12 protein-coding genes are annotated in these 14671 nt (G+C 40.5%); 9 read left to right on the top strand and 3 right to left on the bottom strand.

Going from position 1 to position 14671, the window contains the following annotated elements; genetic code table 11:
* Positions 1–4 precede the first annotated feature (4 nt).
* Genes BMX91_RS03980 through BMX91_RS03940 form a run of 9 tightly spaced genes read left to right on the top strand, consistent with a single transcriptional unit; the run spans position 5 to position 8625 of the window.
* Positions 5–508 carry an acyltransferase gene (locus tag BMX91_RS03980; RefSeq protein WP_092050154.1) on the top strand — a complete coding sequence of 168 codons (504 nt, stop codon included), beginning with the start codon at positions 5–7 and terminating at the stop codon, positions 506–508.
* Between the two features lie 4 nt (positions 509–512).
* Positions 513–1637: a glycosyltransferase family 4 protein gene (locus tag BMX91_RS03975; protein WP_092050152.1), complete on the top strand. Its 1125-nt coding sequence runs from the start codon at positions 513–515 to the stop codon at positions 1635–1637.
* Positions 1634–2752 carry a glycosyltransferase gene (locus tag BMX91_RS03970; RefSeq protein ID WP_092050150.1) on the top strand — a complete coding sequence of 373 codons (1119 nt, stop codon included), beginning with the start codon at positions 1634–1636 and terminating at the stop codon, positions 2750–2752. The genes BMX91_RS03975 and BMX91_RS03970 overlap by 4 nt, the downstream gene beginning before the upstream one ends.
* 2 nt (positions 2753–2754) lie before the next feature.
* Entirely contained in the window at positions 2755–3765 is a 1011-nt protein-coding gene (locus BMX91_RS03965; RefSeq protein WP_092050147.1) for an NAD-dependent epimerase, read from the top strand.
* A gap of 12 nt (positions 3766–3777) precedes the next feature.
* Positions 3778–5058 carry a nucleotide sugar dehydrogenase gene (locus BMX91_RS03960; protein ID WP_092050145.1) on the top strand — a complete coding sequence of 427 codons (1281 nt, stop codon included), beginning with the start codon at positions 3778–3780 and terminating at the stop codon, positions 5056–5058.
* Positions 5055–6206: a glycosyltransferase family 4 protein gene (locus BMX91_RS03955; RefSeq protein WP_092050143.1), complete on the top strand. Its 1152-nt coding sequence runs from the start codon at positions 5055–5057 to the stop codon at positions 6204–6206. The genes BMX91_RS03960 and BMX91_RS03955 overlap by 4 nt, the downstream gene beginning before the upstream one ends.
* 14 nt (positions 6207–6220) lie before the next feature.
* Complete coding sequence (locus tag BMX91_RS03950) at positions 6221–6844, top strand: sugar transferase (protein WP_092050141.1); 624 nt, start codon at positions 6221–6223, stop codon at positions 6842–6844.
* A complete protein-coding gene (locus BMX91_RS03945) occupies positions 6841–7479 on the top strand; it encodes an acetyltransferase (protein ID WP_092050138.1) in 639 nt (212 codons plus the stop codon). The genes BMX91_RS03950 and BMX91_RS03945 overlap by 4 nt, the downstream gene beginning before the upstream one ends.
* Positions 7480–8625, top strand: coding sequence for an aminotransferase class I/II-fold pyridoxal phosphate-dependent enzyme (locus BMX91_RS03940; protein WP_092050135.1), 1146 nt, complete (start codon positions 7480–7482; stop codon positions 8623–8625).
* A gap of 1060 nt (positions 8626–9685) precedes the next feature.
* On the opposite strand, the gene BMX91_RS03925 is transcribed toward BMX91_RS03940, so the two are convergent.
* From BMX91_RS03925 to BMX91_RS03915, 3 genes are all read right to left on the bottom strand, one after another.
* The gene (locus BMX91_RS03925; protein WP_092050130.1) at positions 9686–10933 is read right to left on the bottom strand and encodes a hypothetical protein; all 1248 of its coding nucleotides are present in this window, start codon (positions 10931–10933) and stop codon (positions 9686–9688) included.
* 215 nt (positions 10934–11148) lie between these two features.
* Positions 11149–12498, bottom strand: a complete 1350-nt coding sequence (locus BMX91_RS03920; protein ID WP_092050128.1) for an ABC transporter permease — start codon at positions 12496–12498, stop codon at positions 11149–11151.
* Positions 12476–13165, bottom strand: a complete 690-nt coding sequence (locus tag BMX91_RS03915; protein ID WP_092050126.1) for an ABC transporter ATP-binding protein — start codon at positions 13163–13165, stop codon at positions 12476–12478. The genes BMX91_RS03920 and BMX91_RS03915 overlap by 23 nt, the downstream gene beginning before the upstream one ends.
* Between the last annotated feature and the right edge of the window lie 1506 nt (positions 13166–14671).

Below are 14671 nucleotides of genomic sequence, written 5' to 3'. Positions count from 1 at the left end.
TTTTATGTTGGGTGTCCTAAAGAGGTATATAAACAATTTGTTGTTAAACAAGGCAATTAGAAATGGATTGCAATTGGGGAGTAATTGCAGAATTTTGGGGAAGCCGAATTTTGGAAGCGAACCTTACCTAATAAAAATTGGTGATAGATGCACGATAACCAGTGGAGTTAAATTTGTAACCCATGATGGGGGAACCTGGGTTTTTAGAGATAACCCACAATATAAGCATATAAAAAAATACGGTAAAATAGATATAGGCAACAATTGTTTTATCGGTATAGATACTATAATAATGCCAGGTGTAAAAATTGGGGAAAATACTGTTGTTGGTGCAGGATCAATAGTCACTAAAGATATTCCTGGGAATAGCGTTGCAGTCGGTAGTCCTGCTAGAGTGATTATGACATTAGAAGAATATATTGAGCGTAGTGAGAAGAACAGAACGATTTTTCCTGAAAACTTTAACGAATCAAAGAAAGAATATTTAACAAAATATTTTTGGGGTTGATTATTTGAGAATTGTTATGTTGATTTCAAGCTTTCATCCTTTAGTAGGTGGAGCAGAAAGACAAGCGCAGAGGTTATCAAAAAAGTTGATTGAAAAGGGTAACGATGTAACAGTGCTCACAAGGTGGCATGAAGGGTTGCTAGCAAAAGAAAAAATAGAGGGAATTAATGTAGTCAGATTTAAGGTCTCCAAAAATAGTAAGTTGGCACCTCTTATTTATTTAATAAAAGTACTGAAATATGTGAGGGAAAACAAAGCAAATATTGATATTGTTCATGCACATGCATTAAGTGCTCCTGGTATTTCCGCAGCCTTTATTAGTAAGTTTTTCAAGATACCTTCCATTGCTAAAATAGCAGGAGGAGGCGGCAAAGATGGTTGTGAAATAGTAAGAATGAGAAAGTCAGGTAAAATAGGCGAAATGAAAGTGGACTTTCTAAAAAAGCACCTTGATCTGTTTATCGCTATTAGTAAATCTATCGAAAAGGACTTATTAGATAGTGAAATAGAACAAAATAAAATTGTTTTTCTTCCCAATGGGATAGATTTTAATAACTTTTACTCTAACAATGCTAGTCCAAATGAGATTTTTAAATTTGTTTATATAGGCAGGTTAGAAAAGATAAAGGGAATAGATGTTCTGTTAAGCGCCTGGGAGGCTCTAAGTGATGATTTCAAGCAAAGAAATCAATTGGTAATTGCAGGAGAAGGGAAAGAAAGAATTCTCCTAAAAGGGATTCAAAAAGATAATATCAAATATATAGGAAAACAAAATGATATCTTATCTTTATTAAACAGTTCAGATGTTTTTCTTTTACCTTCTAGATATGAGGGTATCTCTAATGCTTTGCTTGAAGCAATGGCAACTGAGAGAATTATTATTGCGAGTAATGTAGGCGGGAACATTGATTTAATAAATAATAATAATAATGGTCTGTTATTCGAAAGTGAGAATGTTAATGATTTAATAGATAAAATAACTTATGTAAGTGAAAATAGGGAAAGGCTCACCAAAATGAAAAAAGAAGCTCGTAATACTTTGAAAGATAATTATGATCTTCAGAAGAATGTAAATCGGTACATTGAAATTTACTCTCGACTCGCTAATCCCGGAGAAAATAGATCATGAGTGTGAAAATTTGTCATATAATAACAGGGTTGGGTAGTGGTGGAGCTGAAAAAACTTTATTTAAGTTGGTATCCAAGATGGATAGTAAATATGAAAATACAATAATTTCCTTAAGTGACTTTGGGTTCTACGGTGACAAATTAACTAAACAAGGTATAAGAGTTTATGCTCTAAATATCTCAAAAAATAATCTTATTTCAAAGTTTGTAAAATTGATTTCTATAATAAAGAAGGAAGACCCAAAAATAATTCAAACATGGATGTATCATGCTGACTTTATTGGAATTTTCATTAAATTACTGATGCCGAAACGCAAACTAATTTGGAATATAAGGCATAGTACCTTAATTAAAGGAGTTGATAAAAGTACTACTATATTAATCGCTAGAATCTGTGGTTTGCTATCAAATATTCCTAATGCAATAATTTGCGGATCAAAAGCAGCTGCAAAATCTCACCTTAAAATAGGATATAGTCCAAAGAAAATAAAGGTCATACAAAATGGTTTTGAATTAGATAATCATTTATCTCAAACTACTAAAGAGCAACTTAAAGAAAAATATGGAGTTAATGGACAGTTTATATTTGGACATGTGGGGCGTTTTCATCCAATAAAGAATCAAGAGGTATTAATCCGTGCATTTGGAGAATTTCAAAAATCAAATGATACCTCTTTAGTTCTAGTTGGAAATGGCCTTGAGGAAAGTAATGAAAAAATCAAAAGTTTATTAGAAGAGCTTAAAATAAGGAACGTGTATCTTTTAGGGCATCAATCCAACATACCTGAAATAATGAGAATTTTAGATGTTTTCATACTCCCTTCTAAAAGCGAAGGATTTGCCAATGTATTAGGAGAGGCAATGACAATGGAAGTTCCTTGTATTGCAACTAATGTAGGTGATAATAAAGAGATAATTGGTCGAACTGGAATAGTTATTCCCACATTTGAAAACATAATCCCTGATTTGGTGTCTGCAATGTTAACATTATACAATCTTTCGTCCGCTGAAAGAAAAGAGCTGGGATTTAAAGCCCATAACAGAATTAAAGAGAATTATTCAACGGAGAAAATCATTAATGAGTACCAGATATTATATGCGAAAGAAGGTAATTAATTTTGAAGGTATTAATCACAGGTTCAGCAGGATTTATCGGTTCTCATCTGTCTAAAAAGCTACTCTCATGTGGCCATCAAGTTGTTGGAATAGATAATATGAATAATTACTACTCAGTTAGCCTAAAAGAAGATAGAAACAAAAGCATAGGCGTTGATAATTATACTTTTTATAAGGCGGATATATCTACAGGTGATTTAGTAAATAGAATAGTTGAAAGTGAGAAGCCTGAAGTTGTTGTAAATCTTGCTGCTCAGGCAGGTGTACGTTACAGTTTGGAAAATCCAAAAGCGTATATCGATTCTAATATTGTTGGATTTACGAACATTTTGGAGGCTTGTCGTAACAATAACATAGGACATTTAATATATGCTTCTTCAAGCTCTGTGTATGGCGCTAATGAGCGCTTGCCATTTTCAGTTCATGACAATATTGATCATCCTTTAAGCCTATATGCTGCGACCAAAAAGGCAAATGAATTAATGGCACATACATATAGTAGTTTATATAACATTCCGACAACAGGCCTTCGATTTTTTACCGTTTATGGACCTTGGGGACGACCGGATATGGCCTTGTTCAAATTTACGAAGAATATTATTGAAAAAGCCCCTATTGATATATACAACAATGGTGATATGATGCGTGATTTTACATTTGTTGATGATATTGTTGAAGCAATTTACCGTCTTATCGACAGGCCGGCTAAACCTAATCCGAACTGGAATGGAAAAAATCCCGATCCGGGTACAAGCTATGCGCCTTACCGTGTTTATAATATTGGGAATAACAGCCCGGTTAAGCTTATGGAATTCATTACGGCTATTGAGGATAAACTTAATATTAAAGCGATAAAAAACTTCATGCCAATGCAACCAGGAGATGTTCCAGCAACATACGCAGACGTAGAAGATTTATATCGAGAGATTGATTTCCGTCCTCAGACATCAATCAAGGATGGGGTAGATAAATTTATCAATTGGTATTTAGATTATTATCAAATTGACTTATAAGGGGTTATTGAAATGGAGAGAAAAATTGCGGTTGTCGGTCTCGGATATGTCGGTTTACCAGTGGCTGTAGCATTCGGAAAAAAACATTCTGTAATTGGATTCGACATCAACACTCGTCGAATTGAAACACTGAAAGATGGAATTGATTATACGAATGAAGTAGAACATCATGACCTTAAGGAAGCAAAGATTCACTTTACGAACGATCCAAATAAATTAAAATCGGCAGATTTTATAATTGTAGCAGTTCCTACGCCAATTGATAGTCATAATCAGCCTAATCTAACTCCATTATTAAAAGCATCTGAAACAGTTGGGGAAAATCTAACCAAAGGCTCAATTGTTGTGTACGAGTCTACAGTATATCCTGGCGTAACTGAAGATGAATGTATTCCAATATTAGAGGAAGCCTCTGGCCTAAAAAGCGGAGAGGAATTCTTTGTGGGATATTCACCTGAGAGAATTAATCCTGGTGACAAGGAACACACTTTCACTAAGATTTTAAAGGTTGTTTCAGGTCAAACCCCTGAAGTACTAGACATTATAGCTAATGTCTATGGAAGTGTAGTGGAGGCAGGCGTACATAAAGCCAGTTCTATAAAGGTAGCCGAGGCAGCCAAAGTAATTGAAAATACCCAACGCGATGTCAATATTGCTCTTATGAACGAACTTGCTTTGATTTTCGATCGAATTGGCGTTGATACGTCTGAAGTCCTCGAAGCAGCAGGAACGAAGTGGAATTTCCTTAAGTTTTCTCCGGGGCTTGTAGGTGGACATTGCATTGGAGTAGATCCATATTATCTTACTCATAAAGCAGAATCCGTAGGTCATCATCCCGAAGTTATCCTTGCTGGTCGTCGGATCAATGACGGCATCGGCCGATACATTGCGCGTACGGTTGTAAAGAAACTCATCAATCACGGCGTAGTAATTCAAGGAGCGACAGTAACGGTTCTTGGCTTGACCTTTAAAGAGAATGTTCCAGATCTCCGGAACTCAAAAGTCATCGATATTATCAACGAACTCAAAGAATATGGCGTTACTATCCAAATTGCTGATCCACAAGCAAATCCAGATGAAGCCTTCCGTGAGTATGGAGTCGATTTAACTCCATATAAAGAACTTGAAAAGTCAGATGCTGTAGTCTTAGCAGTACCGCATAACGAATATAAGAACGAGGGTTGGAGCGGTATCCAAAACGTGCTAAGGAAAGATGCTACTGTTGTGGTAGACATTAAAAGTGTTCTTCCGCAAGATGAAAAACCTGATGGGATTGATCTTTGGAGACTATGAGCCAAGGAAAAAAAATCCTCCAAGTCTGTGCAATTGATTTAAGTGTAGATGCTTTATTAAAACCGCTTATTAAGAGATCAATGGAAGAAGGATTTGAGGTACATAATGCCTGCTCGGATCAGGGGCGCTTTAAAGCATTACGGTCTGAGGGGTTTACAATGATTGATGTTCCGATTGCCAGAGAGATCAATCCAGTTAGCAATATTAAGTCCATTTTGGCGCTGTATAGACTAATGAAGAGTGAGCGATATGATGTTGTTCATGTACATACGCCGGTAGCTGCACTGTTGGGCAGGGTTGCTGCAAAATTGGCTGGGATGCAGAACGTAGTCTATACAGCTCATGGATTCTACTTCCACGATGAGATGCCAAGGAACCAATATAAATTGTTTTTTAATATCGAGAAATACGCTGCACGTTGGATAACAGACTGGCTCCTTCTCCAAAGCCGAGAAGATTTTGAACTTGCTCTTGATCATAAATTTAAAGAACAAGTACGCACCATTCACTTAAGCAACGGTGTTGATATTTGGAATAAGTTTAATCCTGAACTGATTTCTAATGCAACAACGAATGAATTAAAGAGAACCATTGGTCTTAAAGAAGAAGATCTTGTTTTTTTGTTCATTGGTCGATTAGTTCGTGAAAAAGGCATTTTCGAACTGGTAGAAGCTTTTAAACGAATTGTGAAGAGATATCCTTATGCAAAGCTTCTTCTAATTGGCGGTTTGTTAGAGAGTGAACGTGACCAGGAGAGCTATAATCAATTAATGAGAGACTTAAACCATCCTAATATCCATTATCTTGGGTTCAGGTCGGATACCCCCGAGTTGCTGTCTATTTCTGATTGCTTTATTCTTCCTTCACACCGAGAAGGATTGCCTCGATCCATCATAGAAGCCATGGCAATGGACACTCCGATTATTGCTTCAAATATTCGAGGGTGTCGTGAAGAAGTCTTCCATGGAGAGAATGGTTTCCTCTTTGAAAAGGAAAACGTAGATGACTTGGAAAGGGCCATGGAAACTATTGCAACTGACAGCAATGCTCGAGAACGATTCGGCAAGAGAAGCCGAGAGATTGCCGAAGAACTATTTGATGAAGAAAAAGTGCTCCAAAAGCAGATTGACTTGTTTAAAGCACTTTAAGATAGGTGTGCGATATGAAACGGGTATTTGATACAATAGTGAGTTTGGTTGCCCTCGTCCTGTTGTCACCAATAATTGGAATCACTGCTCTCCTAATTCTTAAGAAAATCGGCTCGCCAGTGTTCTTTAAGCAACAACGTCCCGGACTTTTAGGCAAGCCATTTAATGTCTATAAGTTTCGTACAATGACGGACAAGAGGGATGAGAAAGGTGATTTACTACCGGACGATGTTCGTTTAACTTCTTTCGGAAAGTTAGTCCGCAAATTGAGCCTAGATGAGCTTCCACAACTCTGGAATGTCCTTAAGGGAGACATGAGTTTCGTCGGTCCACGGCCATTGTTGATGGAATACCTCCCGCTGTATAACGAGCATCAGGCAAGGCGTCATGAAGTACGGCCGGGAATCACGGGTTGGGCCCAAGTGAATGGCCGGAACGCGATTTCGTGGGAACAGAAGTTTGACTACGATGTCTGGTACGTAGACAATCAATCATTTTGGCTAGATATCAAGATTTTGTTAATGACTGTAATAAGAGTCTTTAAGTCTGAAGGTATCAATCAGACAGGACAGGCAACTATGACGAAATTCACCGGTACCCCTTCTGCTTCGGACCGAGGTAAGGAGCGAGTCAAATGAAGAAGGTTGTCATCCTTGGTGATAGTGGCCATTCTAAAGTTGTTGCCGACTTGATCCATTCAAATGAAGGTATGTCACTTACAGCGAAATTGGATGATCGTTACGATGAGGTCTTTGTAGGAGAAGGCGTAACTAAGGGGCCGATTTCACATTTAAGGCAGTTGCTTCAAGAAGAGTCTAATATATACGTGGTTCTTGGTATTGGGTCTAATGTGGTTCGCAAAAAACTGGTTAAGGAACTAGGGGTGCCGAGATCTTCTTTTATTTCTTTAATCCATCCAACTGCAGTAATCAGTCCTAGTGCTGTTATCGGTTTGGGAACAGTCATTATGCCAAGGGTTGTAGTCAATGCAGATACAATAATAGGGGACCATGCAATTCTCAATACGGGATCGATTATCGAGCATGATTGCAAGGTTGCCGACTACACCCATATCTCGCCTCAGGCTATATTGGCAGGTGGAGTTGCTGTTGGGGAAGGAGCCCATATTGGTGCGGGAGCTTCAGTAATTCCGTTGAAGACAGTGGGTGAATGGTCCACGATTGGTGCAGGTGCGGCTGTAGTGTCCAATATTAATAGAAAAGTTACAGCTGTGGGGGTCCCGGCAAAAGAGATCAGGAAAGAAGGAATCTAAATGGCTGATCGAATTTTTCTATCTGCTCCTCATATGAGTGGAAATGAACAGAAATACATAAACGAGGCATTTGAAACAAACTGGATTGCACCACTTGGACCGAATGTGAATGCTTTTGAAGAAGAGCTGGCTACTTATGCGGGGACAGAAGGAGCAGCAGCGCTTTCTTCGGGTACTGCGGCGATTCACCTGGCATTAGATCTGTTGGGTGTTGGAAAAGGAGATGTAGTATTCTGTTCTAGCCTCACGTTCATTGCGAGCGCAAACCCGATTGTCTATCTAGGTGCTGAGCCAGTTTTCATTGATTCTGAGCCTGAGACATGGAACATGTCTCCTGTTGCCTTGGAGAATGCATTTAAAGAGACAAAAGCGGCAGGTAAGCTTCCTAAAGCAGTTGTTGTTGTTAACCTATATGGTCAGAGTGCCAAGATGGATGAACTGATTGAGATATGTGACCGTTATGGCGTGCCGGTAGTTGAAGATGCTGCTGAATCACTTGGCTCTACTTATAAAGACAAAAAGAGCGGTACATTTGGGAAGTTTGGAGTCTATTCCTTCAACGGTAATAAGATTATCACCACTTCTGGTGGAGGCATGCTGGTTTCAAACGATACCGAGGAACTTAAACGGGCACGCTTCTTAGCTACGCAGGCACGCGACCAAGCAAAGCATTATCAACATAGTGTGGTTGGTTACAACTATCGCTTGAGCAATATCCTCGCTGGTGTAGGTCGTGCACAACTCGAAGTGCTAGATAAGCGAGTAGAGGAAAAACGGGCTGTGTTCGAGCGTTATGTGGAAGGCTTAGGAGATATTGAAGGCCTAGAGTTCATGCCTGAATTGGAAGAGACAACATCTAATCGATGGCTATCGGTGATGACACTAAATCCAGAAATGATTAAAGTTGCTCCATATGACTTGATAGATGCCTTGGAAGCTGAAAACATTGAAGCCCGACCGGTTTGGAAACCATTACATATGCAACCGGTTTTTGATGGTAATAAGTTCTATGCACATGCGGAAGATGAAGTAATCAGTGAGCAGTTGTTTGCTACTGGTGTTTGCCTGCCTTCAGGTACAACAATGACAATTGAGGAACAACAAAGAGTGATTAAACTAATTAGAACTTTTTTGCAAATCCTATAAAAAACTCTCGGAATGATTTGATTAAACGGAAATTAAAAATTCTAAATGATTGTCTCAAGTGAATTCCAAACTTCGTATGGTGATATGCTCCCTTCAAAGCAGACAGAGGAAATAACAAAACTCTGTTTGATTTGAGAGGAGCTTTTCCTATGGCTTACAAAGGGTTCTCGTGTGAAGAAATGTTTGAAATTAATCAGCTTTATCGAAAACTCGAGAGCGCAACCCTGTCCGTGTTCAAAGAGTGCGTTAATACGGATTATCCAATACGAAGCGATTGGTGCAAGTGTCTGGAGGAAGTCAGGGTGGAGTCGTATCCTGAGGAAATGAAACAATCCCCAATCAAATATTATTTAAGCGGTCAACTTTCAAATAGTGAGATCCTCCTGAAATATCGCGATGATACTGTTTTTGGAGTTTGCTGAGAAACTATAATGGTCATGGAGAAGTCCCGAAGGGACTTAAGGAACGGAGAGATCCCATGACCAAGGGAGGAAGACGACATGGGAAGAACGGTTGAGATTGAACAGTAATGCATAGCATCCGGCAAGGACTATCAGGGAACAGCAGAAATCTAAGATGGTGATTGGTCGTAGACATAGCTGCAATATCAATCTCAAGTGGGTGTTAGTCTCTGATGATACTGGCTGGAATCAGGTCGGTCATTCGCCAGAAACGCTATTTGCCATCCACTCCACAACACGTGGCGAGAACATTCTGAACGGGGGATTTGACCGCGGATAAGCCTAATCAGAAATGGTTCATGGAAGTCATTGAGTTCATGTACGGTGGAATAGCCAAGGCAAACTTGAGTGTAATTCGCGACCTCTCGATTCCATCAATTCCCATGTCTTGGTTGGGCGGAGACACTGAACAAGCCCAACGGGCTGAGTCTGGTGCCAAGCAGGTTCTCCACAATGAGAATACAGTTTGAATAAACAGAAGTTGGACCAAAAAGAGAGCTAGTTATGAAAGTACCTAGTTTTTACCACAACCCGAAAAATATAAAAAAGATAACACTGGAATAGTCTAGTGTTATCCTTATCGTAATAGGTAGGTGTCCTTATTGGTCTGTCTGTTTAATAGGATGTAGTGATTTATTGGAGGATTTTTTGTAAAGTAAACCGATTACATACAAAAGAATGATGAAAGAATAAACAGCGATTTTTTGTCTTACCCCGCCACCATAAGCAGTTCCCAAGACATAGGCGTGAACTAATATTGGGAGGATGTAAAAATGAATTTTCCTACGTAGTTCCTCGTTTTTCAATACTTTTACTACAAAGAGAATTAAGCTAAATGAAAAAAGTAGGGTGAAAAACGTGTCAATTTGAATTAAGGAATATGCAGAATGCTGATTTGTGAATACGCCCCAAGGGACAGGGGTGAATGTTAAATTAATAAAGGCTAAGGGTATGCCTATTATTCCTTCAAGAATAGAGTTTGATGTCAAGAAGTCAGCTCCTAAATCCAAGTAACTTTGAAGGAAGGTATAATTAAATGCCAACAAAAGCACTAGAATGATTCCTATTATAGGTATCATTCTGAAGAGTATGTTCAATCCCTTGGTTTTATTCAACAAAATATCCACCAAAATGGCCAATAACATTGAGGCTCCAGCATATATTCTTGTGGTGAATAGGAGTGGGAGAAGTAAAATCAGAAATATATAATATTTTTTAGAGCAGGTTTTATATATAAAAGCAATCGACATTGCTAACAACAAAACTGTACTATCTTTTAAGATAGTGCTTGTGAATGTAAAAAAAGTCATGCTAAATATCGACGCAACTGTAGTCCAATAAGCTATTTTCTTTCCAAAATCCTTTAGTATGACTTGGTAAAGAAATAACATGGAAACACTAAAGAATAGTATGTTTACAATATAAAGAGCATAGTTTGTGTTAAATATTGAATATGTATAATACATTATAAAATAATAAAAAAATTGAGATGTACCTACAATGGACTCAACTGATGTGAAACTTGGATTCCCCATAATGAGTAGGGTTTCCAAGTTTTCTAGGTACTTGAAGCTGTCGGGAAATGGTGAAGTAATGGTGTTATAAAGGTTAAAAGAATAAATACTACGAAAAACAAATCCAAAAATCAAAATAATTCCGATAGACATTGGAACAGGTTTGTCAATGTAGCGAGTGAATAAAGTAACAATACCAATAAAGAACAAAAAGAGAGAACCAAATGCTATAATTTCTCGCGGAATCAAATCGCGTAAAATAAATATTAAAGATAACAAGAAAGCAATAATTAATATTATAAAAGATGATATGAGTAATTTTTGTTTGGGCATAAATAATCCTCCAGTCATTAATAGTATAGGATTTAAATGCCTGGTAAGTCCATGAAGTTTTTGAAAGTTAACAAGATGTGACTTCACAGAACATCACTGGTTAAGTGATCAGTAAGAGAATTAGTCATTTCCAGTTCTTCGATACTCTCATCAGGAATTTGTGTCTAATGTCAATAAGTATTCTTGTATCCCCTTAAGTAACATTTTTCTCTCTCTTATTCAAACCTTAACGCCCGACTAGGCTGCAATATAGCCGCCTTAATCGCCGGATAAACCCCGCAGACAATACCAATCAGGATAGAGGAACCAAGTGCGAGTTGGATGACCCACATAGGAAGAACAAGCGGGAAGATTGTGATGGCACCATTCCACCAAGTGACAAATCCATATCCAAGCAACAGCCCAATGATACCTCCGGCCAGGCAGAGCAGTATCGTTTCAAAGAGAAACTGGAATAGGATTTCAATAGTGGACGCGCCCAGTGCTTTACGAATTCCTATTTCTCTCGTGCGTTCCCGGACGGACATAACCATCACGTTCATAATTCCAGCACCACTTATGACTAGAGCGGTAGCCGTAATGCCCACCAGCATGACCTGCAGGATTCGGGTGACCGTGTCGATGGCGTCTAACATTTCCGTTTGCTTAACCGTGCTAAAGTCTGTCTCCGGATGATTGAGCTTGACCGCTGCGTGCACGTCTTTTTCTGCCTGGTCCAGGTTTTCGATGGAGTCCGCTTTGACATAGATGCTCGTTAGGTTTTCAGTGCTGGTCACCTCAAGTGCGTTCTGGACCGGCATGAGTATGCTGTTATCGGATGTCATGCCGAGTGTGGCTTCGGATTCCAGCACACCGATGACGGTGAATGTTTCTCCCTGGATGGTGACTTCCTTTCCGACCAGGCTTTCCTCTTCAGCCGGTGCATCTGCGGCACTAACGGAAGAACCGGTTAGCCTGTCCAACAGCTTCTGCCACCAGGTTTTCTCTGGTTCTGCTTGCTGAGCGGGATCTATTTCGGGCAGTTCCTGTTTCTGGTTCAGCAAAGATGCATGAATTCCGCTACCCAGCACAACCACTCGGTCTTTATTTGCTTCTTCTTCCTCTGTAAAGAACCGGCCTTCTTTGAGGGTCGTATGGAAGACTCCCTGATACGAACCGCTCGTGCCTACCAGCATGCCTTCCACGCTGGTGGGTTCTTCATTTTCCTTGGTGTATTGGATGCGGCCGACCGTTTCCAGCATGGGTGTGACGGATTCGACGGATTCCAGCTTGCGGATCTCCTCGGCATCAGTGTTTGTCAGCGTGCTGGGCAGGCTGGACACGCCGTTCAGGAAGTTATGGGCTCCGCCTCCGTCCTTCAGCACACGCCCGGGCATGACCATGATCTGTTCCGCGCCGAGACCGCCCATCTGTTTCATCACCGTATCCTTCACGCCCAGTGAAATAGCGGAAAGGGCAATCACGGCGAACACCCCGATGACCACACCGAAAATCGAAAGCAGCACCCGGAACTTATTGCTCCAAATCCCGAGGAGCGCCATCTTAAAGACTTTGAAGAGTCTCATACGCTTGCTCCTTTATCCGTCCGCCTTTTAGGTGCAGAATCCGCTCCGCCCGTTTCGCCACTTCCGGATCATGGGTGATCAGGATGATCGTCACCCCGTGCTCATGCAGCTCATCGAAAATCTCCAGAATCGACTCCGTCGTCTTCTCATCCAGGCTCCCCGTCGGCTCATCTGCCAGAAGCAGGGAAGGCTCATTCACAATTGCACGCGCAATCGCCACACGCTGCTTCTGTCCGCCGGAAAGCTGATGCGGCTTCGCCTTCAGCTTTCCTTCAAGTCCCACCATGGCGAGCGCCCGTTTGACCCGCGCCCTCTTTTTGGACTGCCACTTCCGCTTATACGAGAGGGGAAGAAGTACATTCTGATACACAGATAAATTCGGGATCAGCTGATAATTCTGGAACACAAACCCGATCTCCTCATTCCGCAAGAGCGTCAGCTTCCCGTTCCCCATCCGATGAACCTTCTTATCACGAAATATGTACTCACCGCCATTCGGCCGCTCCAGCGTCCCGAGGATATTCATCAGCGTACTCTTCCCCGTACCCGAAGCCCCCATAATCGCCACATACTCACCCTCATCAAGCTCAAAATCCAGCCCTTCCAAAACCGACTCCCTACCCGCAGCCGACCGATACGACCTACGGATATTCGATAACCGGATCATCTGAAACCCTCCCACTTCGTCAGCAATCGACACGTTTCACCCCGTACCCTCTATCTTTAACACGAAAACTAGCTCATGAAAATGGACGGAAAGGCATGAGTTGGGGAGGGGGAGGAGGGGGAATCGTAGGTGAGTGGGTTACAAATGGCATAGGTGGCCGGGAGGCTACCGAATCAAGCTGAGTTCCTACCTAGCCCTCTGCGAGTTTCCACCTCTGGGGTGTTGAGTTACTACCAACATCCCTATGAGCTCCCACCTTTGTTGGGTAAACTCTCACCAATCACTTGACCGTCCTTGATCATATTGATCAACAGGCAGGTCGTGATGTGTCAATTGGATATTTAACAACGAAAATTAAAATTGAAGGGGGGACTTGAAGCTCGTGCTAAGGTTTTATGAGAATGGAAACCTAGACTTAGGAGCTACTTTACAGAGATAAAAGCCATAAAAAAACTGAGAGTCAAATAGACCTCTCAGTAAACAGCATTACTGCTTAATTTCTTTATAGAGCTTCACGCCCCAATATATCGCTTTAAGCGTAGCAGCAACAATTCCAATGACGATTAGCAAAGTCCCCAAAATCGGGAATTCTAAGCCAAAAGAGACCAAGTCGATCACAATGTTCATTAACTTCTAATCATACAGTTATCAATCCCCCTTTAATTGTTATTATATCAATATTTTGTGATAACTATCTAATTAATAATAAAGTTAATGGATAAATGAATTATAACTTTTCGATGTTCTTCTCGCTGTTGGTGAGCACCCCTTTACCATGAGTGATTTGATGTACTATGAGCGTAATACTACGGTTTCTCCGAATGTACTCCTTTATCCACTTCAATATCGAAAGATTGTAGGCGGATAACCAAACTGATCCATAAACTGTAGACGATATCAATCAACTTAATTAGTGAGGAACAATCAATAATCAGAGTTGAGTGGAATTAAGTTTGTCGGCAATAGGTCGATTATTGGACAGCCCTTGGGCAGGCAAGTAGAACAGGCATTTATATGGGTTGAATTTCTACCAATCCCCTTTTGAGCCCCTACCTTAAGGCTGTCAGTTCCTACCGAAATATGAACTTACCCCGCAATGGTTAGTAGCTATCTAAATGACTGAGAGGGGGAGTCCATAAGAAAGATTGTTCTAGAGTCCGGAGCGCGATGCTTATCTTTATCCGAAAGATAGAGAGTTGCCATTTTCGAGGATGTTACCACTTACGAAAATTAGGATGGAGCCACTGTATCCGAAAACAACTTTCTTACGAAGCTTCATCTGAAAGCTGTTATCATGCACACCGAATGTGTGGATTTTGCTGCGCTGAAGCAGGCGGTAAGGATAGGGCTGTGAGCATCTGGATGCATCAGGTAACGCCCTCCTAACTTGATACTTTGATCGAAGGGGTATTATATTGTGCTCCCAAACGGTTTGCTAGTTTTAGGAGAAGAGATCATTAAGAGCTCGCTTATTGGGTTAAGCAGTTGCTGGGGATGGTTACTTCT

Origin of the sequence: Bhargavaea ginsengi (assembly GCF_900109165.1) — a bacterium.
Classification (GTDB): domain Bacteria; phylum Bacillota; class Bacilli; order Bacillales_A; family Planococcaceae; genus Bhargavaea; species Bhargavaea ginsengi.
Note: the sequence above shows the minus strand (reverse complement) of the source record. Positions and strands in the feature narration are given on the sequence as shown.